This is a genomic window from Paenibacillus sp. YYML68, assembly GCF_027923405.1.
Lineage (GTDB): Bacteria > Bacillota > Bacilli > Paenibacillales > NBRC-103111 > Paenibacillus_G.
This window is the reverse complement of sequence record NZ_BQYI01000001.1, coordinates 3,074,809-3,100,702: the sequence shown is the minus strand read 5'-3', so window position 1 is coordinate 3,100,702 and position 25,894 is coordinate 3,074,809. Positions and strand designations below refer to the sequence as shown.

Sequence of the window (25,894 nt, the reverse complement as noted above, 5' to 3'; positions counted from 1 at the left end):
CATCCACAAAAAAAACCGTTCCCGAGTCGGGAACGGTTCTTCGATATTAACGGCTGTAGAACTCGACGATTTGCTTCTCATCGATGTCTTGGGACAGCTCAGCACGCTCTGGCAGACGAACGAACTTGCCTTCCATTGCGCTCTCGTTGAATTCAACGTAGGACGGAATGTGGTGGCGGTTCGCCAGTGCTTCCTTGACAGCGGACAGGCTGCGGCTTCTTTCACGAAGACCGATGATGTCGCCGATGCTTACGAGGTAAGAAGGAATGTCAACCTTCTTGCCGTTGATTGTAACGTGACCGTGAGCGACGAGCTGACGCGCGCCTGCACGGGAGTTGGACAGACCAAGACGGTATACGAGGTTGTCCAGACGGCTCTCAAGCAGGAACATGAAGTTCTCACCCGCGATACCTTGCAGCTTGGAAGCTTTGTCGAACAGGTTGCGGAACTGCTTCTCGTTCAAGCCGTACATATGGCGAAGCTTCTGCTTCTCCTGAAGCTGTACACCGTAGCCGGACAGCTTCTTGCGTTGACCCGGGCCATGCTGACCTGGAGGGAAAGGACGTTTCAATTCTTTGCCAGTACCGCTCAGGGAAATGCCGAGGCGGCGGCTCAATTTAAATTTAGGACCTGTGTAACGTGCCATGTATGATGGGCTCCTTTGTCGTTAAAATAGAATGGGTGTGGTACTGCAACGTGTGGAGAAAGCGCCCGACTTTGCTTATGGCTTCCAGCTAGGAAAGCAACCGACAGGAAGAACCAGCCGCGGTCCTTATCGGCAACAAAATCTAATAGAGGGTGACACCGTCTTCCACCTGTAAGCACAACCGCCGCTATGGCGATAATGCTTATTCTCGACTTCTAATTCTATAAGATGAACAAGGGGTGTGTCAAGTGATTGCATCAAGTGATTTCCTGCGAGAGTGCTTTTGCAGGGCGGCTGCAGTTTGCTACAATAAATGAAAACGAAAATTGCCGCATGTCGGCTGTCAAAAAGGAGACGATAACGATGAATGATTCACGACTTGAGAAGCTGGCCTGCAACATCGTCCAATATTCCCTCGACGTACAGCCGGGCGAGAGCGTCATGATCGAGATGATCGGCTCGGAGCGAGAAATGGTCCGTTGTCTCGTCGACGAGGTCTACGCGCGCGGCGGCTATCCGTTCGTCGAGCTGCGCGATCCTTGTGTGCTTGCTTCCGTGCTGAGCGGGGCGACACAGGAGCAGGTGGAGCGATGGGCAGAGCTCGATCTTGCCCGTATGAAGGCAATGGATTGCTATGTGGCCATACGATCCGGGGATAATGCGAGCGAGCTGTCCGACGTGCCTGACGATCGGATGAAGCTGTATAAGCAGCTGTACCAGAAGCCTGTTCATCTGGAGGAGCGGGTGAAGCGCACGCGATGGGTCGTGCTTCGCTACCCGAACGCCTCGATGGCACAGCTGGCCGGCATGAGCACGGCAAGATTCGAGGACTTCTACTTCCAGGTGTGTAATCTCGACTATGCGCGTATGTCCGAGGCGATGAATCCGCTGCAGGAGCTCATGAACCGTACGGATCGTGTACGCATCGTCGGTCCGGGCGCGACAGACCTGACGTTCTCCATCAAGGGCATCGGCTCGGTGAAGTGCTGCGGCCGCCGCAACTTGCCGGACGGTGAGCTATACACCGCTCCCGTGCGCGACTCCGTGAACGGCGTCATCGCCTATAACACACCTTCGGTCAGCTCCGGCTTCACCTTCGAGCAGATTACGTTCCGCTTCGAGAACGGCCGTATCGTAGAAGCGACCGCCAACGACTCGCAGCGCCTGAATGACATTCTCGATACGGACGAGGGGGCCCGTTATATCGGCGAGTTCAGCCTCGGCTTCAATCCGTACATCGCCTACCCGATGAAGGACACACTGTTCGACGAGAAGATTGACGGCAGTCTTCACCTCACACCGGGGCAGGCGTATGAGCAGGCGGATAACGGCAACCGATCTGCTGTCCATTGGGATCTCGTGCTTATTCAGCGGCCAGAGTTCGGCGGCGGGGAGATTTACTTCGATGATCGTCTGATCCGTAAGGACGGAAGGTTCGTCGTACCTGAGCTGGAGGGGCTCAATCCGGAGAGGCTGAAGGGTTGACCGTTTCGGAATGTGCAGCACCGGTTATTTCAGGATAGTCGAAAAAATGGTTGCATGTTATCTTTTGCCAATGTATCATGAAAGAAAGCGATTTATTTACTCGTCCCATGGACGAATGGAGGGATTAACATGCCGAACGCGAACAATGCTGCAATCGTAGAAATTTCGCAAACTGCCAACAAGTTCAGATCCTCAATCGTTCTCCAATTCGAGAACAAGTACATCGATGTGAAAAGTATTCTCGGCCTGTTTACGACTTTGCTGACGACAGGCAGCTACGACCTTCACGTTCATGGACCGGATGCGGACGAAGCGAAGCAGGCGATGGCCGAAGTGTTTGAGAAGCACGGTCTTGCAATCAACAGCATTCAAGACTAAGACAGCAGATGAGGCATTTCCGTTAAGTGCGGGAATGCCTTTTTTATGTGCGTTGGGCTTGTGTAATCCTGCGATTTAGCTTAATATAAAGCTATTACGTCATAGAGCTCGCTTGGCAGGCGTCGGGGGAGCGATAAGCTGTATTCGAATGGCTTGCGGGCAATGAATAGCTAACGGTAGATTACAGGGGGGAGCGCCATGTCGTCGGATATGCTGCTCAGCTTATCTCAGAAAGCGCTGCATCTTCTTCAGGAGGATGCGGATAAGATTGAGAAGCTGATCGAGGTGCAGATGTTAAATTTGACCACACGCCAATGTCCTCTGTATGAAGAGGTCTTAGATACGCAAATATACGGGCTTTCGCGTGAAATTGATTTTGCCATTCGAGCGGAGCTCGTGACCGAGTCGGTCGGCAAGCAAATTTTGATGAAGCTGGAGCGGAACTTGGCGCAGCTTTACGAAGCCTTGGACTTGCAAAATAAAGGGTAGCCTTCGAGCGAAGGCTGCCTTTTATTTTGCAGACTGGAGGGGACGAGTCAATCTCAACTCATCAGCACAATGGAACTCCGTGACCTAGGCGAAGCTGTCGAACGATGTCATTCTGCGTCCGGGTTGTATTTGCTTTCCAAGCAGGAAGACATTACAATAGAGTGTATAACCCTTGAAGGAGTGATCCTCATGAGCGAAGAAATTCAAACAGGACAAATCCGCATTTCAGATGACGTCGTAGCAACTATAGCAGGTCTTGCTGCTCTGGAGACGCCGGGGATCGCCGCCATGTCGGGTGGTATATCAGAAGGATTGGCGAAGCGCCTTAGTGGTAAGAACGTACAGCGCGGTGTTTCTGTCGAAGTCGGTCAAGTTGAAGCGGCTATCGACCTGCGGGTTATTGTTCATTTTGGAAGCAAGATTCAAGAGGTATGCCGCAGTCTTCAGGAGAATGTACGGGAAGCGGTCGAGAATATGACGGGCTTGTCGGTCGTAGAGGTGAACATCAAGGTTGAGGGTGTCGCCTTCCGTGAGGAAGAGCAGCCGCAGTCTGAGGATGCACAGCATCGGGTGAAATAATCGAAGCATAGAAGCAAAAAGAGAGCCGTCAGGCTCTCTTTTTCGATTGTATGCTACTCGCTTGCGGCTTGTTCGATTCGCGGGAAATGCTGAGCAGGATACCGAGTGCCATTAGCGTCACGAGCATTGATGTTCCGCCATGGCTAATTAACGGCAGCGTCACGCCGGTCATCGGGATCGTGTTGGTGACGCCGCCGATGTTAATGAACGCCTGCACGCCGATCATCCCGACGATCCCGACGCCCGTAAGCATGCCGAACAGGTCCTGACAGCGGAGCGCGACGATAAGTCCACGCAGCAAGAAGCTTAAGTACAAGATCAGAAACAACGATGTTCCGATAAAGCCGAGCTCTTCGCCGATAATGGAAAATATAAAATCATTATGCGCATAGGGCAAATAATGCAGCTTCTGGATACTTTGGCCAAATCCAGCTCCTGTCAGCCCTCCGTGTCCGAATGCATACAGCGATTGAACGATCTGGTAGCCGTCACCCTGCTTGTCCGCGAACGGATCCAGGTACGTCATAATACGTCCAATTCTGTAGTTCATGTCTCCAGACTTGAGGAAGGTAGCTGAGATCGCAATGGAGAGAAATGCAACACCTGCAAGCCCGAGCGCGGCGATGTGCTTCAGGTTGGCACCGCCCACCATAATGACGAGCATTGCGCTAAGCACGACGATCATCGTAGAGCCGAGGTCAGGCTGCAGCATGATTAGCATGCAGAAGAAGCCTATGACGAGAAGCGGGGGCACGAGCCCCCGCTTGAAATCGCGGATTTTGTCGCCCTTCTTGCTGACCAGCGCCGCCAAGTACAAGATGATCGACAGCTTGGCCAGCTCCGTCGGCTGGAGGCCGAACGATCCGATGTAGATCCAGCTCTTGGCACTATTGACCTCGCGGCCAACGATGGGCACGAGAAGCAGCAGTACAATCGTGAACACGAGCAGTGGTGCGACCCAGCGTTGGAACTTGCGAAAGTCGACATTCATGCAAAACAAAAGCAGCACCGTGCCAATTCCTACGGCGAAGCTTTGTCTGATGACGAGATACAAAGGATCCTTCATCGCCACGCTGGCGCTAAAAACAAACGCTAAACCAATGCAAACGAGTACAAACGTCAGAAACAGCAATAAAAAGTCGGGCGTTCCTCGTCGCGGCTGGCTCATAGAGAGGCCCTCGCTTATTGCGTCAGCTTCGTCTTGAGCTCAGCGAGCTTCGCTTCAACAATTTTCATAAAGGCATCCGGAACCGGGGACTGATAGTCGAGGCCGTGCGGGAAGGTCGCTCTTCCGATATATGTGTCCTCAATATAGAGAATGGCGTGCGGCTGCTCCAGCTTGCCGGACTCCACGCGCGCATTCACACGAAGGTAGTAGTCTTCACCGTTCTTTTTATCTTCCAGCTTCAGATCGTACGTAGCGCGGTAATACTCCCACTGCCAGCGTACAAAGCCAAGCTGCTCCATCGATTCATCCAAATGGGCGAGATCGCTCTTCAAGCCCTTCAATCCACTGTTCTCAATAATCACAGCAAGCCCTCCTAATCTATGTACATCACCTTACCCATGATAGTATGTTTCCCCTTGCAGTGCAAGCCTAATGCAGTCGTTCGGACAAGGCGAAACCAGCAAAGTTTGAAAATTTGTGACACATGCGTGAAACCGTTCCGAGCATCTGTTAAAATAAGCAAAAACAGCTTGAGCGTGTGACCGGCTGTTAACCTACAACTCTCGAGGGGGCACAAGCATGACGATAATGGAAGCGCTCGAGGCTACATATGAAGAAATGGTCGTCTGGCGACGTCACCTGCACCAATACCCGGAGCTCTCGTTCAAGGAGGACCACACGGCTGCCTTCGTCGAGGAGAAGCTTCGACAATGGGGACTTGACGTTCGCACGAAGGTCGGACAAGGTCACGGCATTCTGGCGAAGCTCGAGGGAGGCTTGGGCCGAGGGTCGACGGTGGCGCTGCGGGCCGATATGGACGCGCTGCCGATTCACGAGGAGAACGATTGCGAATATGCGTCCAAGGTGCCCGGCGTCATGCATGCTTGCGGTCATGATGCGCACACCGCGACGCTGCTCGCGGTGGCGAAGGCGCTGAGTGAATGCCGCGGCGAATGGGCGGGCACAGTCGTCTTCCTATTCCAGCATGCGGAGGAGATGACGCCTGGCGGAGCGGCGCCGATGATTGCGGACGGTGCGCTGGAAGGCGTTGACGTCGTCTATGGCGTTCATCTGTGGTCGCCACTCGAAGCGGGAACGGCATGGTGCAAGGAAGGGCCGATTATGGCGGCTGCCGATGAATTCATTATTGATGTGCTTGGCAGAGGCGGGCATGGCGGGCTGCCGCACGAGACGATCGACGCGGTCTATATCGCGTCCCAGCTCGTCGTGAGCCTGCAGTCGATCGTGAGCCGGTCCGCCGATCCGACGCAGCCGTGTGTCGTGTCCGTCGGCTCTATTCACAGCGGCTCGACGTTCAATGTGATCGCCGAGACCGCGCAGCTGAAGGGCACCGTTCGGACGTTCGACGGTGAGCTGCGCAATCGTATTAGAGAGCGGCTGGAGACGATCGTGGCACAGACGTGTTCAATGCACGGTGCCCGCTACAGGATTGATTACAAGCTGGGCTACCCGCCTGTTGTGAATCATGAGGCGGAGGCTGAGCGATTCGTACGCGCGGCGCCTAAGGTGTTCGGGGAGGAAGGGACGCAGCGTTCGCCGCTCATTATGGCGGCAGAGGATTACGCGTACTATCTGGAGCAGGTGCCTGGCTGCTTCATGCTGGTCGGAGCGGGCAGCAAGGAGCGCGGTATCGTTCATCCGCATCATCATCCGCGCTTCGACATTGAGGAGAAGGCGATGCTGCACGCCGCTAAGCTGTTCGTGACGATGACGATGGATTATTTGGCCGAGCACTCCTGTAATTAGCACTTATCAGGTGTGCATGAATCCACTCCCGAGGGACAGTCTATATGGGGACGGGTAACGGTTAGAACATGCTCAGCCGCTGCACGTCAATTCCTTTCGGGAGGGATTCATGCTATGACAGGTAAAAAGCTTCGTGACATCATGACGACGGATTGCGCTACGGTGACGCTGAAGGACAATGTGTATGAGGCTGCTGTCAAGATGAAGCAGGAGGATACGGGATTCATTCCGGTCGTCGACGGTAAAAAGCTGATCGGCGTCATCACAGACCGAGACCTCGTCATTCGCGGCTATGCGGCGAAGATCGAAGGCTCCGGCGCGATCAAGGACGTGATGAGCGACAAGGTCGTATCCGTGTCTCCAGAAACGACAGTCGAGGAAGCAGCCAAAGTGATGGCGAAGGAGCAAATCCGCCGCCTGCCAGTCGTCGAGAACGGCGAGCTGGTCGGTATTGTGTCGATCGGTGATCTCGCAGTCCGCGACAAGTTCGAGGACGAAGCGGGCGAGGCGCTGAGCGTCATCTCCGAGAAGCATAAGGAAACGGTCAAAACGGTATAATTTATTCAATATCGGAGCTAAATACGAGGCTGAAGCGAAAAATCCCCCGTCAGGGGGATTTTTGCATGCATAGAGCATGAAGGGGTTCGAGCTGTATGCAGCTGCGTCTGTGGAGTTAGACCTTCGAGCGGCGGAAGCCAGCATCGATCGCCTCCTGCTCAGTGCAGAACATCTGCTCCGCCACGGTCTGCTCATAATAGCGGCCGCCTGGCACATGGTAGATGCGCTCCTTGGCGCTGTTGATGTTCCCCTTAATCGTCGGCTCTGAGCAGCCCGCCGCCTCCGTCTTCGCAGCATTCGCTCCTCCCGCGCTGGTAGAGCCGGAGCCTCGAGCGTCAGCCGCTCCGCCTGCACCGGACGAGCTGGAGCCTTGGGAGACATCGCCTCCGTTACTCTTCGCCCACAAGCCCGCGCTTGCTGCCCGCGCCTTGCGTTCTGCAGCTGTGAAGCGGTCTGCGAACATGACATTCGGCGGCACGGTCATCGGATTGGCGTACCCGCTTACGACGAGCAGCTCATTGTACATCATCGGCTCGTCCTCAACGAATACATAACGGAGCAGTCTGCCGTACCTATCCGTGTCGCCTGCATCCTTGAACATCAGCACCTTCCGATTCGTCAGCTGCGACTTCGTGAACGCGCTCGCTTCCTTGCCGTAATATTCCACCTTGCCGCCGACGCTCTCCGGTGTATTCACCCCGATGAGCCGTACCTTGCGGCCTGACGCGGTCTCGAACGTATCGCCGTCGACGACGCGGCTCACCTTCTCTTCCTCGACCTGCTTGGAGCGCAGCTCAGGGTAATCCTTAAGCACGGCGTCCAGCCATTCTCCTTGTACCGAGCTGCCTGTCACCATAGCTCCATTCGAACAGGCTGACAGCATGAAGGCTAGTATGAGTACGAGTAATGCGATACTGCGGTTTGTCATTGCTTTCTCTCCTGACTATGCTCGTGATGTGCGTGTAGCTGTACCTTATTTTTTCATAAGCAGATCACGATTACAACACGAACAGCACGATTGAGCGGCCATTCCTCGAAAAATACGTTTAATTCGTCGCGTGTTCCCTCATACTAATGCCATCTGCCAAAGTTTGGAGGGGTACACATGGCTGTCGTTCATAAGGACCGACCGCTCGTTGTGCAGCATGATTTCTGCGTGCTGCTTGAGACACGGCACCCGGAATTCGAGCCGACGCGAGCCGTCCTGTCCCGCTTCGCGGAGCTGGTCAAATCTCCAGAGCACATACACACGTACCGGATGTCCTCGCTGACGCTGTGGAACGCTGCAGCCGCTGGGCTGACGTCGCATGAGATCATTGACTTTCTCGAGCAGCGGGCCAAATTCGGGCTTCCTGCTACGGTTAAGCAACATATTCGCAGCTTCATCGAAAGATACGGCTTGGTGCGTCTCGAGCGGCTGGGCGACGAGCTGCTGCTCATCTCCGACGACCTGTCTGTTATTAAGGAGATGGTGTCCTATAAGTCACTTCGTTCTTATGGCCTCGTGCAGGTGGACGAGCGCACGCTTCGCTTCTCGCCGCAATACCGCGGTCTATTGAAGCAGGAGCTGATCAAGCTCGGCTTCCCTGTCGATGATCTGGCCGGCTATTCGAGCGGCGAGTCGCTGCCGATTCGGCTGCGGACGGAGAGTGAGGAGGGGGGCGCCTTCTCGCTGCGAGATTATCAGAGATCAGCAGTCGAGTCGTTCTACCGCGAAGGCTCGCTAGCGGGAGGCAGCGGCGTGCTCGTACTGCCGTGCGGTGCAGGCAAGACCGTGATCGGCATCGCGGCGATGGGCAAGCTGTGCTGCGCGACGCTGATTTTGACCTCGAACAGTACGTCCGTGAAGCAATGGAAGCGTGAAATACTCGACAAGACCGATCTGACCGAGGAGATGGTAGGTGAGTATTCCGCTAAGAATAAAGAAGTGCGTCCGGTCACGATCGCGACGTACCAGATGCTGACCTACCGCAAGTCGAAGAACGATCCGTTCGTGCATATGGACCTGTTCAACAAGCGGGATTGGGGGCTTATCGTCTACGATGAGGTGCATCTGCTGCCCGCTCCGGTGTTCCGGGTTACAGCGGATATACAGGCGACGCGCAGGCTTGGCTTGACGGCGACGCTGGTGCGCGAGGACGGGCGTGAGGAGGACGTGTTCTCTCTGGTCGGACCGAAGCGCTATGAGATGCCGTGGAAGACGCTCGAGAGCGAGGGCTGGATCGCTTCGGTCGAGTGTATGGAGCTGCGACTGTCGATGCCGGACGCGGAGCTCGAGCAATATCGTGCTGCCGCGGAGAGGGAGCGCATGCGTATCGCGAGTCTGAATTCGGCGAAGCTTCCGACGATTGACCGACTGCTGCGCAAGCACGCAGGAGAGCAGACGCTCATCATCGGCCAATACTTGGAGCAGCTGGAGCTCATCTCGAAGCGGACCGGAGCTCCGCTTGTGTATGGGAAGACGCCTCATGAGAGGCGCGAGCAGCTATTCGCCGCTTTCCGGAAGGGGGAGCTGCCGGTGCTGATCGTGTCGAAGGTGGCGAACTTCGCCATCGACCTGCCCGACGCTTGCGTAGCGATCCAGGTGTCAGGCAGCTTCGGCTCGCGCCAGGAGGAGGCGCAGCGGCTCGGACGTATACTGCGCCCGAAGAGCAGGGATAATCGAGCCTACTTCTACACCTTGGTCAGCGAAGGCACGAAGGAGCAGGAGTATGCGATGAATAGACAGCTGTTCCTGATCGAGCAAGGGTATCAGTATCGAACGGCGGCCGAGGAGCAGGAGAGCTCGCAGGCGCCGACGGAGGAGGAGGCTGTGCGATGAATTACGATCAGCTGCTGGCGCTCATGCCAGCTGAATTGCGTGCTTCGATCGAGGCAGAGACGGTGTACGCGTCTTGGCTGAGCCGCGGTCAGACGCTGGAGCAGCTATGGTCAGACGATGTCGTGCTGGAGACGATCTGCAACCGGCTCGCGGGGGCCGAGCGTAAGGTGCTTGTGGCGGTCGTCAGCCGCATCGGCAGCGAGCCGTTCGATGACGCTCGGCTGGAGCGTACGCTCGGTACGAGTATGTCAGGTGCGGAGACGGCAGCAGGGCTCGCCGGTTTGCGCCGCAAGGGGCTGATATTGGCGTTCCGCAAGACGTGGGGCGAGCTGCTGTACGTGCTGCCTAGCGACGCCTTGCCTCGATGGCAGCGACTGTTGTTCGCGAATGCGGCGGAATGGGAGTCAGCGGAGCAAGTGGCTGGGCCGTCTGTCGAGCCTATAGCATGTACGGTGAGGCCGATTCGGGAGCCTGCGGTCACGGTCCTTGACTTGCTCGTATTCAGCGCGAAGCAGGAGCTGAAGCTGACGAAGGGCGGCGTGCTGATGAAGCGGACGGTGCAGCGTCTCGGAGAGCTGCTCGGCTGGCAGCAGGATGACTTCTGCGGCGTTCCATTGAAGCACGCTCACGCGGATACGTACCCGCTTCCTGTTGCCTTGCTGCTCGATTGGCTGCTGCGACTTGGCCTTCTTGCTGAGCAGCAGGGCGAGCTGAAGGTGCAGAAGTCGGCGCTACACACGTTCCTATCTGGCACTCGCTCGCTTCAGAATGACCAGCTGTATGCGCTGTGGAGAGGGGCGGCTTGGCCGCAAGCGTCCTGGCTGCAGCACGCGGCGCTCTGTCTCGAAGCAGCGCCTGAGGGGGCGTGGCTTGAGCCTGCGGCGATCGTATCGAAGTTACAGCGCGCAGGTCTGCTTCCTGCAGCCGGAGAGGAGCATCGGTTCGAATATGTAAGGCGGCTCGAGGAGCAGTGGCTGCGGCCGCTGCATGCGCTCGGCTGGCTGGAGAAGGGGCTCGCTGGTGGTGAGGCGACGCGCACGGTGTACGCTTGGCATTGTCGGCCGTTCACATCGGTCTCTTCGGTCATGTCGGGCACGTCGGTCTCGCAGGGGACGGCAGTGCTTGCAATGTCAGCGGATACAGCTATGGAAGCCGAAGCCCCATTCGTGCTACAGCCGGACTTCGACGTGCTCATTCCTCCGGATGCGCCGCTGAAGCTGCAATGGGAGCTCCTCTGCTTCACAGAGGCGCTCAAGCGTGACACGCTGAGCGTATGCAAGCTGACGAAGTCGAGTGTCAAGCATGCGCTGGAGCAGGGGAGGTGTGCAGATGACATCCTGTGCTTCCTGGAGAAGCACTGCGCATACGGTGTGCCCGACAACGTGCGCATAGCGGTCGAGCAGTGGGCGCGGCCATTCGGCTTGACGAAGCTGTCGAGAGCTGTGCTGCTGCGCTGCGCCGATGTGGATACGGCTTCGGCGATTGGCCGACTGCCTCATGCGGCCAAGTATTTGGCGGAGCCGCTCGGAGAGCTGCATTACCGCGTAGAGGAGGAGCACGTACCGGCGCTGGCAGCCGCGCTGGAGAAGGCAGGCTTCATGCCTGAGGTGGCGCTTGACGGGGCTGGCGAGCACGCATCGCTTCGGTATCCACAGCTTGTGTCCGCAGACGAGGAGGAGGAAACTGTTCGTACGGCTGCTGCAGCCGATGGCAACTGCCAAGGGCTGCTGTACGCCCGCAGCTCGCTTGCGTATTACCAGCTGGAGACGCGTCTTCCCGAGTCTCATGATCTGTACCCGGAGCTGCGTGACATACCAGCCTCCTGGCTGAAGGATTATCGGAGCTATCATGCTTCGACGCGGCGGGACATCGTTGAGCGTGCGATTGCGCTACGTACGCTGCTGCAGATTCGCAGGAACGGCGCTGACTGCCGGATCGTACCGCGCAAGGTGCAGGACACACGGGGAACCTGGTGCGTCACGGCGCTGGAGCGCGGCGGCACGAGTGAAGAAGCGAACACGGGAGAGCTGAGACTACTCGCAGACGAGTGGGAGGAGATGAAGCTCATCTTGCCGGGGATTAACGATAAATATTAGCGGGCGACGCAGCTGGCCTCAATGTGCTATGATAGATAGGATGATTCCTAGATGATGAAAGGCGGTGCTTGCCGATATGGCAGTGATGGAATCGCGCACGCTCGATATGGCGGCTCTCCTGCTGGAAGCCTATCAATTAGCCGATATGATTAATAATTCCGCTGAGACGGCGGATTACCTATATTGGAAGCATATGAAGGACCAGGACGAAGAGGCGGCACTTCTTGTACGGAAGTTTCAGAAGGCGAAGGAGCGCTTCGAGGAATGTGAGCGCTTCGGACATTATCACCCGAACTATCATGAGGCGCTGGAGCAGATCCAGGCGGTTCAAGCGGAGCTGGACGAGGTAATGTCCGTTCGACGGTTCAAGGAAGCTGAGCGGAAGCTGGACGAGCTGCTGCAGGCTGTCGCTGAAACGATCGCCTACTCCGTGTCCGACACGATCAAGGTGCCCTCGAACGATCCGCTCGCTAGCACAGGCGGCTGCAGCTCCGGCGGCAGCTGCAGCGGGAAGTGCGGCTAACGTCCACGTAGGAGTGAGCGGGTGCAATAGGACACAGAGGTGAGTCAACGGCCGCGTGTAGCTGCGAATGGCCGCTGGCAGCAGCTAGCCGCTGTTATCCGAAGCATATAACCGAGCCACCGCGCACAGCAGCGAACCGCTGCCTGCCACCACGAGCGGCTGCCTGAGGTTCCCTCAACAGCCTCTCGCTTCACAGCTCTTACTCTTCCGTGGAAGGTATGTTTAGCGTGAACCCAGGCTTGATCGTGCCGACGACCTCGCCGCGGCGGTTCACTACGTCAGTCCGATGGAAGCTGGCTAGCGCCCCGGCCTCTGCAGCGGTGAGCAGCCCGAGCTGCAGCAGCGCTTCGGTCGCAGCCGCATAGAGCGCCCGCTCTGCGCCGTCCTCCAGCTTCAGCGCGAGCCCGAGGCCGGCGGCGGGCGCCGTTGCCGCGTAGACGCCCTCAGCGCCCATCTTGCCGATGACACGCCCGTCTGTCACCTCGGACAGCCGCGTATCGAAGCGGCCGGTGCCTGCGATGTAGTAGGGCGCACGAGCGATCGCCTCTAGCAATGTGCGGCACGCCTCTTGGCGGACAGGGCTGAGGTCATCCGGCTTGCCGAGCTTGGCATATGCGGCGGCAAGAGCGGCGAGCGGAAGTCCGAAGACCGGAACGCCGCAGCCGTCGATGCCGATCGTGATGTGCTGCGGCGGGCAGCCGCTCATCTCGCTGACGATGCGCAGCATCTTTTGCTGGACAGGATGATTCGGCGAGGTATACTTGTAAATAGATTCATTCATCAGCACGGCTAATGCGAGCATGCCCGCATGCTTGCCGGAGCACGTGTTATGAATGTCGCCGCACGCCAGATGCTCATGCTTCAGCCGGTCCGCCTCGCGCTTATGAAGCGGCTCCTGCGCCCCGCAGTCTAGAGCGCTTACATCGAGTCCGGCCTTATGCAGAATGGATGCAACTGCAGCCGTATGCGCGGGCTCGCCGTTATGTGATGACGCGACGAGAGCGATCTCCGCATCTGTCAATCCTAGGCGCCGGACGCCTCCCTCCTCGAGCAGAGGCAGCGCCTGCAGCAGCTTCGCTGTTGAACGGGCGTACGTATAATAGCGGGGATCGCCTGCCCAGGCAGCCAGCTGTCCGGAGGCATGTACCGCGACGATATGTCCTCGGTGCAAGCTCTCAACCAGCTCGCCCCGCCGAACGACGGCGATGATGGCAGAATCAGAATCGGGGAAGCTCATGGAAGGCTCATTCCTTTCGACTGAACAATCTCGATCATGCTGCGGCACGATAGCACAAGATTTCAGCTTATTGATGAAGAAAGAAGGTCACGGCTATGTTTACCGAACGTACGGGAATCATTGTATGGGTCTCCGATGTGAAGGCGGCCGGGAAGCAGCTCGAGAAATATGGGAACGTCCACTTTATTTCCAAGAAGCTGCATTACGCCGCCATGTATGTGTATGCGAGCCGGTTTGACGAGACGGTCAAGCAGCTGATGCGTCTGCCGTTCGTCAAGAAGGTTGAGCGCTCGTACCGCAACGAGATCAAGACTGAGTATAGCAGTAATATGCCTGATAAGACGAGATTTTACACGTTATAGAAGATGCGGCAGATAGACCGTGCCCATTATAGCATATGTGCGAAGCAAGGCTCCGGTTTCTTACTGGAGCTTTTTTGCATTTTTAATTATCTAAAGATTTTTTAATTTGATTCTGTAAGCGTATGCGTTAAAATAGAGTAAGAAGGCAATCGGAAGTACATAGGTTGAACGAACTATTTTTGTAGGAAGAGGGTTTGGTTTGTGAAAGAATCGAGAATCGGTCCATTAAGCAATCGAAGCGATGCCAGCCCGTTCGTGCTCGGGGGCAAGGCGATTACCGATATCGTGATTACCCATCACGCCCGCAGCCGGTGGGCGGACAGAGTCGAGTCACAGAAGACCGGTTTTCACGATATTACCGCATTTCTATGGAACAAGCTGAGGGAAGGGGCCATTCGAACGTATTACCGCAATGAACAGGATGTATACCTGATCGATGATGATCTTGTTATGGTTGCGGAGTTTACACCGAATCCGGTTGATCCGCTGCAGATGGTCCCTAAGTCAGATATAACGTACAAGATGATCGTCGTCACGTTCCTCGGGCGTATGTCAGAGACGATCGAGCTACGCGATCTGCGATCTTATTACTCCTGGCTGCGTCACTCGCGCCGGATGACATTGATCAAGAACGGCCGGAAGCGAAGATAAGCTCAATATTGTTGGAAGCGATTACAGGCGTGCCGTCCGCGGTACGCCTTTCGTCGTTTCGTCCGCGGTTCCGACCGACGATGATAGCTTCAAGTGTTTTTTTTCGCTATAATTAGAGTAAAGGCTTGGAATGGCACTTGTGGAGGTACGCTATGGCACTCAATTTTCACCAGCTCCATATTTTTTATACGGTAGCGGAGAAGGGGAGCTTCTCGCATGCTGCAGGCGCGCTGCACATGACCCAGCCGGCTGTGACGATGCAGATCCAGTCGCTCGAGGATTACTTCGGCACGAAGCTGTTCATCCGCTCGACGAAGCGGGTGGAGCTGACCGAGGCGGGACGGACGCTGCTGCCGTTCGCAAGACGAAGCATTGACCTGATTAAAGAAACGGATCAAGGCATGTCCAAGTTCACGCATATGCTGGAGGGCCGGCTTCATCTCGGAGCGAGTCTGACGGTCGGTGAATATATATTGCCGCGGCTGCTCGGGCCGTTCAGTCAAGAATACCCGAACATCTCGGTTAGTATGAAGGTGATCAACACGAAGCAAATCTTAGAAGAGGTCATGGCCCATCAGCTGACATTCGGCCTCGTCGAGGCAGAGGTTAACCATCCGGATCTGCACACCGAGGCGGTGCTGAGTGACGAGCTGAAGCTCATCGTGCCGAGTGGTCATCCGCTGGCGGCGTTCGAGCAGGTACCGATTAGCGAGCTCGTCCATTATCCGTTCGTGCTGCGGGAGCAGGGCTCGGGAACGAGACGTGTGATGGAGGAGGAGCTGGTGAAGGCGGGCTGCGACATCTCGGAGCTGAAGATTGTGATGGAGCTTGGCAGCACCGGAGCGGTCAAGTCTGCTGTCGAGGCTGGGCTTGGCATCTCGATCTTGTCCCAGTCGTCGGTGAAGCATGAGGCGGCGCTAGGCGTGCTGCATGTGAAGTCGGTGGAGAACGTGAGCTTCGCTCGCAGCTTCCACGCGATTTATTTGAGCTCGACGCTGCTGCCGATTTCGGCCGTTACGTTTTTGACGTTTTTGCGCGAGCGTGACTTAAGTCAGTGGCTGTAGGTCGATGTTTTTGATTTTTTCGCTTCAATTCGTTACCATGTATGGGGGCTGTTCCCTGTATAGGGCTACAGGTGCAAAGGAGGGGCTTCGTGAAGATGCTTGAAGCGGATCTACATACGCATACGATTGCTTCGGACGGCACCGGCACGCCCACGCATAACGTGAGGCTTGCGCTGGACGCTGGATTATCCGCTGTTGCGATTACGGATCACGACACAGTGGGCGGTGTAGAGGAGGCGCTGGAGGCCGGGCGCGAGCTCGGTATTACGGTAGTCCCTGGCGTGGAGATCAGTACGGCAGTCGACGGCTGCGACATTCATGTGCTCGGCTATTGGATCGAGTGGCGTGACCCGCTGCTGCTAGAGAGGCTCGAGCAGCTTCGCCGCGTCCGCGACAGGCGCAATGAGCTGATCGTAGAGCGGCTTCAGTCGCTTGGCCTACGGATCGACATGGAGGATGTGTATGAATCGGTCCGTCATGTGAAAAGGAGGGGCGATACAATCGGCCGGCCTCATATTGCCGACGCGCTCGTGCGCAAAGGCTACGTCGCCTCCATGGCCGAGGCGTTCGACCGATACTTGGCCGCCGGGAAGGCGGCGCACATCAATCCGCCGCGAATCGCGCCTGCGGAGGCGGTACAATGGATTCGCGAGGCTGGAGGCGCGGCGGTGCTCGCACATCCGGGGCTGTACGGCCGCGACGAGCTGATCGCTGAGCTGGCGCAGCAAGGACTCGCTGGCGTGGAGGCGTATCATGCTGACCATACGCCTGAGCAGGAGAAGCACTATGCGGAGCTCGCCGCGAGTCATGGACTGCTCGTGACAGCCGGCTCCGATTATCACGGCGAACGGGGCGGTGTCGTCTTTCATGCGCCGATCGGGAGTCGCCGCGTAAGCACGGACGTTCTGGAGCAGCTGAAATTACGACAAGGAGGACGAAACGAACGATGAAGGTGCGTAAAGCGATTATTCCGGCTGCGGGTCTAGGTACCCGCTTCCTTCCGGCTACTAAGGCTCAGCCGAAGGAGATGCTGCCGATTGTAGACAAGCCTGCGATTCAATACATTGTGGAGGAGGCGATCTCCTCAGGCATTGAAGATATTATTATAGTGACGGGCCGCAACAAGAGGGCGATCGAGGACCACTTTGACAAATCCGTTGAGCTCGAGTCGACGCTGGAGGAGAAGGGGAAGGTCGAGCTGCTGGATATGGTACAGTCCATTTCTAACATGGCCGATGTGCATTACATCCGACAGAAGCAGCCACTTGGACTAGGTCATGCCGTGCTGTGCGCGCGTAAGTTTATCGGAGACGAGCCGTTCGCCGTCCTGCTGGGCGATGATATCATTCAGTCGGAGCCGCCTTGTCTGAAGCAAATGATCGATCTGTTCGACCAGACGCAGACATCGGTCATCGGGACGCAAGAGGTGCCTTGGCACGATGTGGACAAGTACGGCATTATTTCTCCATATGAGGACGGAAATTCGACGTACCGCTGGATTGAAGACTTGGTCGAGAAGCCGGACCGTGAGTCGGCTCCTTCGAATCAGGCAATCATCGGGCGCTATGTACTGACTCCGCAAATATTCGCTCTGCTGGAGACGAGCAGTCCTGGTCGGGGCGGCGAGATTCAGCTGACGGACTCGCTCCGTGTTCTTAATCGTATACAGCGTATGGTCATGCATCCGGTCACCGGCCGCCGCTATGATGTCGGCGACAAGCTCGGCTACATTGAGGCGACGATCGAGATGGCGCTTGAGCGCGAGGAGCTTCGCGAGCCGCTCGAGGCGTACTTGCGCAAGCGGCTAAGTATGTAAGTCTGTGCGTATATGGCAAAAAAATAAACCCGATCGAGTCTATACTCGATTCGGGTTTATTTGTATTGCTGCAGCTTGCGAACAAGCTCCTTGGCATGGGCGGTCTGCTCGAGCAGAAGCATCGTGTAAGCGTCCTTGCCGGATTCCATGAGCGTGGAACGGACAATCGCAAGCAGGTCGTCGATCGTGACCAGCGCGTCATGAAGCTCCAAGTAATAGTTCTCCTTCGAGCTCTCCTGAACGCTCCCCTCGCTTCGCGGAACCGATGTCAAGTGCCGAGATGGGGATGGGGACGGAGAGAGTGGACTGGATGCTTGTCTCGTTACGTGGGTGAGCTCCTCACGCATGCGCTCCATCGAATCCAGAAGCGGCTGAAGCCTGTGCTGGTTGCGGATGAGCACGAGGTGCCCGATCGATTCGTTCTCCCAGCATTGATGGACCTCGAACAGCATGGGCTGCTTGCGCGGGCCATACATCAGGTTCAGCTCAACCCGTTGATCCTGCATCGGCCGAATGAAGCGCTCCAGCTTCTCCTCCGAGCCGATGTCAACGAGCTCACGAAATTGCTCCGTAGGGGGGAATTGTGAGCTGCTTAGTTCTGACCGTTCTAAGATTCGGTATTGGGAGTCGATGGCAAAATAGGGGACGGGTAGCATCGACCGGGCGTTCGTCATAATTGACATTAGCCTCCTAAAATTTTACTGGATTTGTACAACGTTTTCATGGTATCCTGCTCCAGCCATTGGTGCAGCTCGTTCATATCTTCGAGCAATATCGTTTGGCTTGAACAGTAAGGGCGTAGATCGTATTTACCTACTAATCGGCCTCCAATCATGACCATCGGACGATGGTGCATGTTCTCGAGCGTGTGCACATATTCCTTCAGCTTGGGCAGAGCGTGCACCATCGTTACTGAGATCCCGATTACATCAGGCTTCCAGCTGAGCGCATGCACAAGCGCATATTCTAGTGGCAGGTTCGGTCCGAAGCACCGGGTCTCCCAGCCGTTCTCTTGAAAGAAGGAGCTAATCATCTTAAGACCGAGATAATGCAGCTCGCCTTCCATACATAGCAGCATGACCTTCTTGGCGTGCTCCATCTGTTGAACCTGCATATGTCCGTATAAGGTAAGCAGACGGTCACAGCCAGCTGAGGCGAGGTGCTCGTCTGCTACCGATATGGAATTGTGCTCCCACAGCTCTCCAATATAGCGCATCGCCTGCGTAAGTAGCTTGCTGTAGATGTACAGGCTGTTTCGTCCTGCTGAAGTCTGCTGGTCGACAATGCTCCAGCTCTTGTCATAATCGCCCGCGAGCAATGCTTCCGCCAACAGTTCAGCGTGAAAGTTCATCATTTGTTCCCCCTGCGGCAGTTTATATTATATTAGCTCAAACGTTTCATCGTTTCCATAGCAGGTTATTAAATAAATTAGATAACCGCGCCGCGAGCGCGGCACCTCAGTGGATAAACGCGTATCACGTTACTATAAACTTCATATGTGAGACTTTAGTCATTTTGTTATACTTATTATTATTTTGGCAGAACGGCGTTGCCGACCGAAACGGGGTTAAGGAATGTTAACGGTGGATGAGTGGAAGGGGCAGCGAATGAGCAGTTACATTGCAGGAATCGGAGCTTCCGCAGGCGGCTTAGAGGCGCTTCAGCAGTTTTTTGAGCATATGGATTCGGACAGCGGTATGTCGTTTGTCGTCGTGCAGCATTTATCGCCTAACTACAAGAGCTTTATGTCCGAAATATTGTCTAAGCATACGCAGATGAACATTTACGAAGCGGAGCACCTCATGGAGGTACGGCCCAACTGCATCTATCTCATTCCCCCTAAGAAGGATATTAAAATCATTGATCGTATTCTGCAGGTTACAGACCATGAATCGTCCGGCTTGAATTTGCCGATCGACGTGTTCCTGACTTCGCTCGCCCAGGATGTCGGCAGCAAGGCGATTGCTGTTATATTGTCCGGAACGGGCAGCGACGGTACGCGAGGGATCGAGACGATTAAGGAGCGCGGTGGTCTTGTGATTGTTCAGGATGAACAATCGGCCAAGTTCGACGGAATGCCTAGCAGTGCCCGCTTGAGCGGATATACCGATCATGTGATGACGCCGCAGGCTATAGCAAGCTTCTTCAATAGCTTGGCTTCGAGAACGATGCAAGAGGAGAGTACGGTGAGGTTGGAAGAGAGAGAATCGTTGTTTAGTTCGAATCAGGAGGCGGAGCTGAATCGAATATTCGAGCTGCTGCGACAGCTGAACGGCATTGATTTCACCTATTACAAGCAGAATAGCATTCTGCGGCGAATCGAGCGGAGAATGAATCTGGTCGGACAACGGTCGCTCGAAGAGTATGTCGCTGTGCTGGAGGGCGATGCGAAGGAGCTGGATGCACTTGGCAAAGACTTGCTGATTGGGGTTACTCACTTCTTCCGCGACACTCAGGCGTTCGAGCTCATCGAGAAGCGTGTCGTTCCAGCGATCTTCCACAACAAGAGCAGCGAGCGGCAAATTCGGATCTGGGTTGCGGGTTGCTCCACCGGTGAGGAGGCCTACTCGCTTGCCATCCTGTTCCATCAATATGCCCTTCAGCTCGATCAGTCGTATACGGTCAAAATATTCGCAACCGACCTGGATAAGGATGCGATCGACTTCGCGAGTCAAGGCATTTACCCGGAGTCTGCGCTTAAAGGAGTGCCGAGGTCCATACTCGATACGTATTTCTCGCAGAACGGCGAGATGTATACGATCAACAAGGAAATACGTAAAATGATCGTGTTTGCACCGCACAATTTATTGAAGGACCCTCCGTTCAGCAATCTGGACCTGGTCACGTGCCGTAACATGCTTATTTATTTGCAATCGGACATGCAACAGAAGCTTCTATCTTTATTTCACTTTGCCTTAAATCCGAACGGCTTCCTCTTTCTCGGTCCGAGCGAAACGATCGGCAGGCTAACAAATTTATTCTCAACGTATGAGCGCAAGTGGAACATCTTCCAGCAACGTCAGTTTAATGTTTCATTAACCGCAGCCAACGATATTGACCTGAATGAACACGTCAACAACTCCAAGGTGCAGCAGATGGCGCGGAGGGGGTATTCGAACTTGAAGGAGTATCAAACGCATAAAAAAACGGACGACATGTACACGACATTCGTCGACGAGCACATGCCTCCGTGCATGCTGATTGATGAAAACAACGACGTGCTGCACCTAAGCGGTAATGTCAATCCATATCTGGTCATCGCTCGCGGCAAGCCGAGCTGGAACATCTACAAGCTGGTCGAGGCGCATCTTGCCGTTGCGATTGTGACGGCCGTACAGAAGGTGCGTCAAGAGAAGCGTGTGATTTACTATAAGGATATTCGGGTGAACAATTCCGAGCAATCTCCGTATATCCATCTCGCCGTGAAGCCGTTCTCTGCGAATAACCGTAAGTACGACAAGCTCGTGCTCGTTACCTTCGAGGAATCTTCGCAGCCGACACCGGTCAAGGTTGTCGACTCCTTCGAGATCGAGAGCAACGTCAATCAACGCATTGTGGAGCTGGAGCAGGAGCTGCAGCGCGCCGAAGAATCGCTGCAGGCGACGATTGAGGAGCTGGAGACGTCCAACGAGGAGCTGCAGGCGACGAATGAGGAGCTCGTGGCTGCCAACGAGGAGCTCATGAGCACGAATGAAGAGCTGCAGTCCGTGAATGAAGAGCTGGTCACAGTCAATACGGAATACCAGTACAAGATTCAAGAGCTGACCGATCTGAATAACGACATGGATAATTTCCTGATCAGCACGAAGATTGGGACGATCTTTCTTGACCGCAATATGTGCGTCAGAAGGTTCACTCCGGTGATCACGAAGGAGATTAACCTGCTCGAGGTCGATTACGGCCGCCCGATCTCGCACATCTCCCATAACTTCGAGTACGACGGCATTCTGGAGGACGCGAAGCGGGTGCTGAAGACGCTCGTACCTGAGGAGAAGGAGATTCAGAGCCGCAGCGGCAGGTGGTACAGCATGCGCGTTCTTCCATATCGGACAAGCGATAACTTCATCAAGGGTATCGTATTGACCTTCGTCGATATTACGGAGCTGAAGAAAACGAATGTCGAGATGCTGAAGCTATCCTACGCGATCGAGCAAAGTCCTTCGATAACTGTTATAGCGAATCTCGACGGGACGATCGAGTACGTGAATCCGAAGTTCTGCGAAGTGACGGAGTATGAGACATCGGACGTGCTCGGAACTTCGGTCTGGGAGCTTCATAACTGGGAAGCCTCGAGCGTCCTTCCTCTTGAGGTCATCAGCACGCTGCAGAGCGGGCGGGCGTGGAGAGGGGAGCTGGAGAGTAAGCATAAGAGTGGGTCCGTGTACTGGGAGTCGGTCAAGTTCTTACCGATTAAGGAACAGACAGGCCGCCTTATTCATTACTTGAAAATATCGGAGGATATTTCTGAAAGAAAGCATACCGAGGAGCTGCTTCGCAAGTCTGAGATGCTATCGGCCGTCGGACAGCTTGCGGCAGGTATCGCGCACGAGATACGCAATCCGCTCACAGCGCTGAAGGGCTTCACGAAGCTGCTGACGACTGGAGCCAACAATGACAGCTACTTGAGCATCATGGCTGACGAGCTGGAGCGAATCGAGGAGATCGTCAGCGAGCTGCTCGTGCTGGCGAAGCCTCAGGCGGTGGATTACTTGCCGAAGTCGCTGTCGAGCGTCCTACAAGATGTCATGATCTTAATTGAAACGCAAGCGATCATTCATAATGTGGAAATTATCAATCAGGTTCAGGATAAGCTCCCGCTTGTCAGCTGCGTCGAGAATCAACTGAAGCAGGTGTTCATCAATGTGCTGAAGAACGCCGTGGAGGCGATGCCGAACGGTGGCAGTCTGATCGTACGGGCAGAGCGGACCGAGGAGCGCGAGGTGAAGATCAGCTTCATCGATAATGGCTACGGCATACCGGAGAAGACGCTCGTTCGGCTCGGAGAGCCGTTCTATACGACGAAGAACAAGGGCACTGGGCTGGGCCTCATGGTCAGCTACAAGATTATTGAGAATCATAACGGTAAGATGAATATTATGAGTAAGGAAAATGTAGGCACGACGGTCGAAATTCGTCTTCCTGTCATTCCATAGGTTTATGTATGAGTCTTGTATAAGCTTTGTAAATGGTTTATAATAAGGCTCATGAATGGAAGGCTTCGGGGGTTACGAGATGAACGAGCGTTTATATACAATTAAAGAGGTGTCCATGCGCACGGGCATGTCGACACAGCTGATCCGCAAATGGGAAGAGCGCTACGAGGCCGTAGCGCCTTCTCGCTTTCCGAACGGGTATCGCGGTTACACGAATCGTGACATCGATACGCTGCTGCGGCTGAAGCGCAAGGTCGATGAAGGGATGCCGATCGGCTTGGCCGTAGACGAGCTGAAGCTCGTAAGCGCTGAGCTGGATTCGGAGCCTCAGGGCGGAGTTCCAGGTCCAGGGGGGGCGCAGGCAGACGAAGTACAGCGTGCGCATGACAGCTATCAACGGGTGTCGGCGGTGCCGACGGGTGAGGCGTCGGAGTATCGCGATACGCTGCTGCAGCTTTTTTTGCGGCTCGATCAGATCGGGGCTCAGCGTTTTTTTGATCAGCTGCTGGCGCTGCATCACATGGATTTCGTCCTGCTGCAGGTGCTTCAGCCGGTGCTGGTTGAGCTGGGCGACCGATGGGAGCGGGGTGAAATCTCGGAGTATCAGGAGCACTTTGGCAGTCACTTCATCCGGGAACGGCTGCTCGCGCTCAAAAACTTGTACCACCGCACCGCGGACCATCCGCTCATTGTGACGTCCTGTGCGCCCGGGGAACGGCATGAGCTCGGCGTTTTGTTTTTCGGCTATTTCATGCTTCAGGAGGGCTTCCAGATCGTATATCTGGGCGCTGCGCCTTCGGAGAAGGGGATTCTGGACTGTCTGGAGCAGATGAAGCCGGCCGCGTTCGCTTTCGGCTCTTCCTCGGAAAGCTTGCTGCAAGCGTCGCAGCCTTTCTTCCACTTGCTGGACCGTCGTATTGCCGAGCTTCGGCTGTCTACACGTGTATTTATCGGAGGACGGATAGTTACGAGCGATGCGGCTATGACGGGCACGGAGCGGGTGCATCTCGTACAAGGGGACGCACAGACCGCGGTGAAGAAGATGAAGAGCTTGCTCGGTACGGGGTAGCTTCATAGCTTTGCGTTCGTATTACGAGTAGCCCCCAGCCTCATTAGGCCGGGGGCTGCTTCGTGTTGCTTACTTGCGATCACTTGACCGATGAAGGCAGCTGCTTAACAAGCTCCGCATCCGGCGTGACGAACAGCGTCTTCTGATGATCATAGATGACGAAGCCCGGCTTCGCGCCGCTCGGCTTGCGCACGTGCTTGATGAGCGTGTAGTCGACTGGCACCTGGCTAGACTCCTTCGCTTGACTGTAGAAGGCAGCGAGCCTTGCCGCTTCGAGCAAGGTGGCGTCGCCGAACTGGGGGCTGCGGATGACGACATGGGAGCCTGGGATGTCCTTCGTATGCAGCCACGTATCGCTCGACTGGGCGAGTCGGTTCGTCAAATATTCGTTCTGCGTATTATTCTTGCCGACGTAGATCGGGATGCCTTCGCTGGAGGTGAAGCAGACGAGCGTTGGCTTCTGGTTCGGCTTCTTACGCTTATCCTTCTTGCCCCGGTTGCGCAGGTAGCCTTGCTGGGTCAGCTCGTCGCGTATTTCCGCGATGTCGGCCATGCTCGCCGAGGTCAGCTGCTGCAGCACCGTATCGAGATACTCGATCTCCTTGCCGGCCTGCAGCAGCTGCTCCTGCACCGCGATAAGGCTGTTCTTGCTCTTCGTATATTTCTTGAAGTAGCGCTGCGCGTTCTCCGATGGCGTGAGCAGCGGGTCGAGCTCGATCGTGACTGTACGCTGCTCCTCGTCATAGTAGTTGATGACGTCGATGCTCCGGTCGCCTCGGGTCATCTGGTGCATCGAGGCGGTGAGCAGCTCGCCGAGAATACGGAAGCGGTCTGCCTGCTCGGCATCGCGCATCGTCTCGTTCAGCTTCTCGAGCTTCTTCACATTCTTCGTTCTCTCGTTCGTGAGCAGGCGGATCAGGTCGCTGACCCGCTGCTTCACCGTGTCGCGCTCCGCCTTATCGCTGTAGTACGCCTCCAGGCAGGCGCTGACCGACGGGAACGTGCGCGACTCTCCTGCCACATGCGTGAGCTCCATGATGTGGAAGAAGCTCTTACCCGACGGCTGCTCGACGATCACCGGAGACAGCCCGCTCTGCTCCAGCTGCTGCTGCAGCGCGTGGAACGGCGGCCACAGTCGGGCCGCTGCCTCTGCATCCGACGACAGCAGCACAGACGCCTCGCTCGCGCTGCCGAAGGCGCGGTGCACGAGCTCGCGGGCGGCGAGCGGACTGACGCCGCTGAGGCTGGCGACGAGCGCCTGCTCCCACAGCCTCGCGCCCTCGCTCGGGCGCTCCTCGCCACGCAGCGCCGTAGCGGCCTCGCCGAGCAGACGAGCGAACAGGTGCTCGTCCATCGGAAGCGGTGCCTGCTTATGCTGCTCCGGCGGGGCGACGTAGCGGACGCCGGGCATAATGACGCGGTAGCTGCTAATCGCAGGCGTGACGTGATGAATGCCATCGATGATCGTGCCTGTCGCCGGATCGAGCAGAATGATGTTGCTGTGGCGGCCCATGATCTCGATGATGATCGTCTTCAGGCTCAGATCGCCGAGCTCGTCGCGCTGGCGAATCGATAGCTTGATGATGCGCTCGAAGCCGAGCTGCTCGACCGCCTCAAGAATGCCGCCCTCGCAATGCTTGCGCAGCAGCATACAGAACATCGGCGCGTCGAGCGGGTTGACGAAGCTTTCGCTCGTCAGGTGAACGCGTGGATACGTCGGGCTGGCCGACAGAATCAGCTTCTCGTTCTTCCCCCCAGCGCGCATTTGCAGCACGATATCGTTCCCCGAGGGCATCTGGATTTTATTAATGCGGCCGGGCACGAGCGCTTGCAGCTCGCGGACCAGACCGTGTAGGACAAGACCGTCTAGTGACATAGGGATAACAGCTCCATTTCTTGCGTATGACCTTATTTTGAAGTGCTAACCTCTATCATGCCATATTTTCGCCCAAATTTTAAGCGCGCCTTGCCCGTACCGGAAAATCGTGCTAATTCCCGGCTTGTCTGAATACATTTAGCCTAGACAACCTTA

General features: G+C 55.9%; 24 protein-coding genes. 16 read left to right on the top strand and 8 right to left on the bottom strand.

Going from position 1 to position 25,894, the window contains the following annotated elements; all coding sequences use genetic code 11:
- Positions 1-46: 46 nt before the first annotated feature.
- Positions 47-646, bottom strand: a complete 600-nt coding sequence (gene rpsD, locus PAE68_RS14065; protein WP_281887874.1) for a 30S ribosomal protein S4 — start codon at positions 644-646, stop codon at positions 47-49.
- A gap of 363 nt (positions 647-1,009) precedes the next feature.
- Here rpsD and PAE68_RS14060 point away from each other — a divergent pair, with 363 nt between their 5' ends.
- The 4 genes from PAE68_RS14060 (at position 1,010) to PAE68_RS14045 (ending at position 3,577) form a co-directional block, all read left to right on the top strand.
- Complete coding sequence (locus PAE68_RS14060; protein ID WP_281887872.1) at positions 1,010-2,131, top strand: aminopeptidase; 1,122 nt, start codon at positions 1,010-1,012, stop codon at positions 2,129-2,131.
- 129 nt (positions 2,132-2,260) lie between these two features.
- Positions 2,261-2,509 (top strand): HPr family phosphocarrier protein, encoded by a 249-nt coding sequence (locus PAE68_RS14055; protein ID WP_281887870.1) that lies wholly within the window; start codon positions 2,261-2,263, stop codon positions 2,507-2,509.
- 198 nt (positions 2,510-2,707) lie between these two features.
- Positions 2,708-2,998, top strand: a complete 291-nt coding sequence (locus tag PAE68_RS14050; protein ID WP_281887868.1) for an Fpa/YlaN family protein — start codon at positions 2,708-2,710, stop codon at positions 2,996-2,998.
- A 189-nt stretch (positions 2,999-3,187) separates the two neighbouring features.
- Positions 3,188-3,577 carry an Asp23/Gls24 family envelope stress response protein gene (locus PAE68_RS14045; RefSeq protein ID WP_281887866.1) on the top strand — a complete coding sequence of 130 codons (390 nt, stop codon included), beginning with the start codon at positions 3,188-3,190 and terminating at the stop codon, positions 3,575-3,577.
- Positions 3,578-3,605: 28 nt separating this feature from the next.
- Here PAE68_RS14045 and ftsW read toward each other — a convergent pair whose 3' ends face one another.
- Positions 3,606-4,745 carry a putative lipid II flippase FtsW gene (ftsW, locus tag PAE68_RS14040; protein WP_281887864.1) on the bottom strand — a complete coding sequence of 380 codons (1,140 nt, stop codon included), beginning with the start codon at positions 4,743-4,745 and terminating at the stop codon, positions 3,606-3,608.
- A 14-nt stretch (positions 4,746-4,759) separates the two neighbouring features.
- Positions 4,760-5,107: a YugN family protein gene (locus PAE68_RS14035; RefSeq protein ID WP_281887862.1), complete on the bottom strand. Its 348-nt coding sequence runs from the start codon at positions 5,105-5,107 to the stop codon at positions 4,760-4,762.
- A gap of 217 nt (positions 5,108-5,324) precedes the next feature.
- Here PAE68_RS14035 and PAE68_RS14030 point away from each other — a divergent pair, with 217 nt between their 5' ends.
- Together PAE68_RS14030 and PAE68_RS14025 are read left to right on the top strand one after the other, a co-directional pair.
- Complete coding sequence (locus PAE68_RS14030) at positions 5,325-6,512, top strand: M20 family metallopeptidase (protein ID WP_281887860.1); 1,188 nt, start codon at positions 5,325-5,327, stop codon at positions 6,510-6,512.
- A 114-nt stretch (positions 6,513-6,626) separates the two neighbouring features.
- Positions 6,627-7,070: a CBS domain-containing protein gene (locus PAE68_RS14025; RefSeq protein WP_281887859.1), complete on the top strand. Its 444-nt coding sequence runs from the start codon at positions 6,627-6,629 to the stop codon at positions 7,068-7,070.
- 115 nt (positions 7,071-7,185) lie between these two features.
- On the opposite strand, the gene PAE68_RS14020 is transcribed toward PAE68_RS14025, so the two are convergent.
- The gene (locus PAE68_RS14020) at positions 7,186-7,998 is read right to left on the bottom strand and encodes a thermonuclease family protein (RefSeq protein ID WP_281887857.1); all 813 of its coding nucleotides are present in this window, start codon (positions 7,996-7,998) and stop codon (positions 7,186-7,188) included.
- A gap of 177 nt (positions 7,999-8,175) precedes the next feature.
- On the opposite strand from PAE68_RS14020, the gene PAE68_RS14015 reads away from it, so the two are divergent.
- The 3 genes from PAE68_RS14015 (at position 8,176) to PAE68_RS14005 (ending at position 12,510) form a co-directional block, all read left to right on the top strand.
- The gene (locus PAE68_RS14015; RefSeq protein ID WP_281887855.1) at positions 8,176-9,891 is read left to right on the top strand and encodes a DNA repair helicase XPB; all 1,716 of its coding nucleotides are present in this window, start codon (positions 8,176-8,178) and stop codon (positions 9,889-9,891) included.
- Positions 9,888-11,987: a helicase-associated domain-containing protein gene (locus tag PAE68_RS14010; RefSeq protein ID WP_281887853.1), complete on the top strand. Its 2,100-nt coding sequence runs from the start codon at positions 9,888-9,890 to the stop codon at positions 11,985-11,987. Before PAE68_RS14015 ends, PAE68_RS14010 begins: the two co-directional genes overlap by 4 nt.
- Positions 11,988-12,063: 76 nt before the next feature.
- A complete protein-coding gene (locus PAE68_RS14005) occupies positions 12,064-12,510 on the top strand; it encodes a YlbF/YmcA family competence regulator (RefSeq protein WP_281887851.1) in 447 nt (148 codons plus the stop codon).
- Positions 12,511-12,709: 199 nt separating this feature from the next.
- Here PAE68_RS14005 and PAE68_RS14000 read toward each other — a convergent pair whose 3' ends face one another.
- Positions 12,710-13,747: an asparaginase gene (locus tag PAE68_RS14000; RefSeq protein WP_281887849.1), complete on the bottom strand. Its 1,038-nt coding sequence runs from the start codon at positions 13,745-13,747 to the stop codon at positions 12,710-12,712.
- A gap of 95 nt (positions 13,748-13,842) precedes the next feature.
- Here PAE68_RS14000 and PAE68_RS13995 point away from each other — a divergent pair, with 95 nt between their 5' ends.
- The 5 genes from PAE68_RS13995 to galU all read left to right on the top strand — a co-directional run bounded on the left by PAE68_RS13995 (position 13,843) and on the right by galU (position 17,640).
- The gene (locus PAE68_RS13995) at positions 13,843-14,109 is read left to right on the top strand and encodes a YlbG family protein (RefSeq protein WP_281887848.1); all 267 of its coding nucleotides are present in this window, start codon (positions 13,843-13,845) and stop codon (positions 14,107-14,109) included.
- A 201-nt stretch (positions 14,110-14,310) separates the two neighbouring features.
- Positions 14,311-14,760 (top strand): hypothetical protein, encoded by a 450-nt coding sequence (locus tag PAE68_RS13990; RefSeq protein ID WP_397378782.1) that lies wholly within the window; start codon positions 14,311-14,313, stop codon positions 14,758-14,760.
- 152 nt (positions 14,761-14,912) lie between these two features.
- On the top strand, positions 14,913-15,824 hold the full coding sequence (locus PAE68_RS13985) for a selenium metabolism-associated LysR family transcriptional regulator (protein ID WP_281887846.1): 912 nt from the start codon (positions 14,913-14,915) through the stop codon (positions 15,822-15,824).
- A gap of 95 nt (positions 15,825-15,919) precedes the next feature.
- Entirely contained in the window at positions 15,920-16,774 is an 855-nt protein-coding gene (locus tag PAE68_RS13980) for a PHP domain-containing protein (protein ID WP_281891072.1), read from the top strand.
- Entirely contained in the window at positions 16,771-17,640 is an 870-nt protein-coding gene (gene galU / locus PAE68_RS13975) for a UTP--glucose-1-phosphate uridylyltransferase GalU (protein ID WP_281887844.1), read from the top strand. Before PAE68_RS13980 ends, galU begins: the two co-directional genes overlap by 4 nt.
- 56 nt (positions 17,641-17,696) lie before the next feature.
- On the opposite strand, the gene PAE68_RS13970 is transcribed toward galU, so the two are convergent.
- A complete protein-coding gene (locus PAE68_RS13970; protein ID WP_281887842.1) occupies positions 17,697-18,314 on the bottom strand; it encodes a hypothetical protein in 618 nt (205 codons plus the stop codon).
- Between the two features lie 8 nt (positions 18,315-18,322).
- A complete protein-coding gene (locus PAE68_RS13965) occupies positions 18,323-18,991 on the bottom strand; it encodes a cobalamin B12-binding domain-containing protein (protein ID WP_281887840.1) in 669 nt (222 codons plus the stop codon).
- A gap of 256 nt (positions 18,992-19,247) precedes the next feature.
- Between PAE68_RS13965 and PAE68_RS13960 the strand changes: the two genes are divergently transcribed.
- On the top strand, positions 19,248-22,793 hold the full coding sequence (locus PAE68_RS13960) for a CheR family methyltransferase (RefSeq protein WP_281887839.1): 3,546 nt from the start codon (positions 19,248-19,250) through the stop codon (positions 22,791-22,793).
- Between the two features lie 79 nt (positions 22,794-22,872).
- The gene (locus PAE68_RS13955) at positions 22,873-23,862 is read left to right on the top strand and encodes a MerR family transcriptional regulator (RefSeq protein WP_281887838.1); all 990 of its coding nucleotides are present in this window, start codon (positions 22,873-22,875) and stop codon (positions 23,860-23,862) included.
- Between the two features lie 79 nt (positions 23,863-23,941).
- Here PAE68_RS13955 and PAE68_RS13950 read toward each other — a convergent pair whose 3' ends face one another.
- Positions 23,942-25,738, bottom strand: coding sequence for an Rqc2 family fibronectin-binding protein (locus tag PAE68_RS13950; protein ID WP_281887836.1), 1,797 nt, complete (start codon positions 25,736-25,738; stop codon positions 23,942-23,944).
- Positions 25,739-25,894 lie beyond the last annotated feature (156 nt).

Bases quoted from the DNA above. Each gene is read 5' to 3' on its own strand.
- rpsD (WP_281887874.1), bottom strand. From the start codon at position 646: ATGGCACGTTACACAGGTCCTAAATTTAAATTGAGCCGCCGCCTCGGC.
- PAE68_RS14060 (WP_281887872.1), top strand. From the start codon at position 1,010: ATGAATGATTCACGACTTGAGAAGCTGGCCTGCAACATCGTCCAATAT.
- PAE68_RS14055 (WP_281887870.1), top strand. From the start codon at position 2,261: ATGCCGAACGCGAACAATGCTGCAATCGTAGAAATTTCGCAAACTGCC.
- PAE68_RS14050 (WP_281887868.1), top strand. From the start codon at position 2,708: ATGTCGTCGGATATGCTGCTCAGCTTATCTCAGAAAGCGCTGCATCTT.
- PAE68_RS14045 (WP_281887866.1), top strand. From the start codon at position 3,188: ATGAGCGAAGAAATTCAAACAGGACAAATCCGCATTTCAGATGACGTC.
- ftsW (WP_281887864.1), bottom strand. From the start codon at position 4,745: ATGAGCCAGCCGCGACGAGGAACGCCCGACTTTTTATTGCTGTTTCTG.
- PAE68_RS14030 (WP_281887860.1), top strand. From the start codon at position 5,325: ATGACGATAATGGAAGCGCTCGAGGCTACATATGAAGAAATGGTCGTC.
- PAE68_RS14025 (WP_281887859.1), top strand. From the start codon at position 6,627: ATGACAGGTAAAAAGCTTCGTGACATCATGACGACGGATTGCGCTACG.
- PAE68_RS14020 (WP_281887857.1), bottom strand. From the start codon at position 7,998: ATGACAAACCGCAGTATCGCATTACTCGTACTCATACTAGCCTTCATG.
- PAE68_RS14015 (WP_281887855.1), top strand. From the start codon at position 8,176: ATGGCTGTCGTTCATAAGGACCGACCGCTCGTTGTGCAGCATGATTTC.
- PAE68_RS14010 (WP_281887853.1), top strand. From the start codon at position 9,888: ATGAATTACGATCAGCTGCTGGCGCTCATGCCAGCTGAATTGCGTGCT.
- PAE68_RS14005 (WP_281887851.1), top strand. From the start codon at position 12,064: ATGGCAGTGATGGAATCGCGCACGCTCGATATGGCGGCTCTCCTGCTG.
- PAE68_RS14000 (WP_281887849.1), bottom strand. From the start codon at position 13,747: ATGAGCTTCCCCGATTCTGATTCTGCCATCATCGCCGTCGTTCGGCGG.
- PAE68_RS13995 (WP_281887848.1), top strand. From the start codon at position 13,843: ATGTTTACCGAACGTACGGGAATCATTGTATGGGTCTCCGATGTGAAG.
- PAE68_RS13985 (WP_281887846.1), top strand. From the start codon at position 14,913: ATGGCACTCAATTTTCACCAGCTCCATATTTTTTATACGGTAGCGGAG.
- PAE68_RS13980 (WP_281891072.1), top strand. From the start codon at position 15,920: ATGCTTGAAGCGGATCTACATACGCATACGATTGCTTCGGACGGCACC.
- galU (WP_281887844.1), top strand. From the start codon at position 16,771: ATGAAGGTGCGTAAAGCGATTATTCCGGCTGCGGGTCTAGGTACCCGC.
- PAE68_RS13970 (WP_281887842.1), bottom strand. From the start codon at position 18,314: ATGACGAACGCCCGGTCGATGCTACCCGTCCCCTATTTTGCCATCGAC.
- PAE68_RS13965 (WP_281887840.1), bottom strand. From the start codon at position 18,991: ATGAACTTTCACGCTGAACTGTTGGCGGAAGCATTGCTCGCGGGCGAT.
- PAE68_RS13960 (WP_281887839.1), top strand. From the start codon at position 19,248: ATGAGCAGTTACATTGCAGGAATCGGAGCTTCCGCAGGCGGCTTAGAG.
- PAE68_RS13955 (WP_281887838.1), top strand. From the start codon at position 22,873: ATGAACGAGCGTTTATATACAATTAAAGAGGTGTCCATGCGCACGGGC.
- PAE68_RS13950 (WP_281887836.1), bottom strand. From the start codon at position 25,738: ATGTCACTAGACGGTCTTGTCCTACACGGTCTGGTCCGCGAGCTGCAA.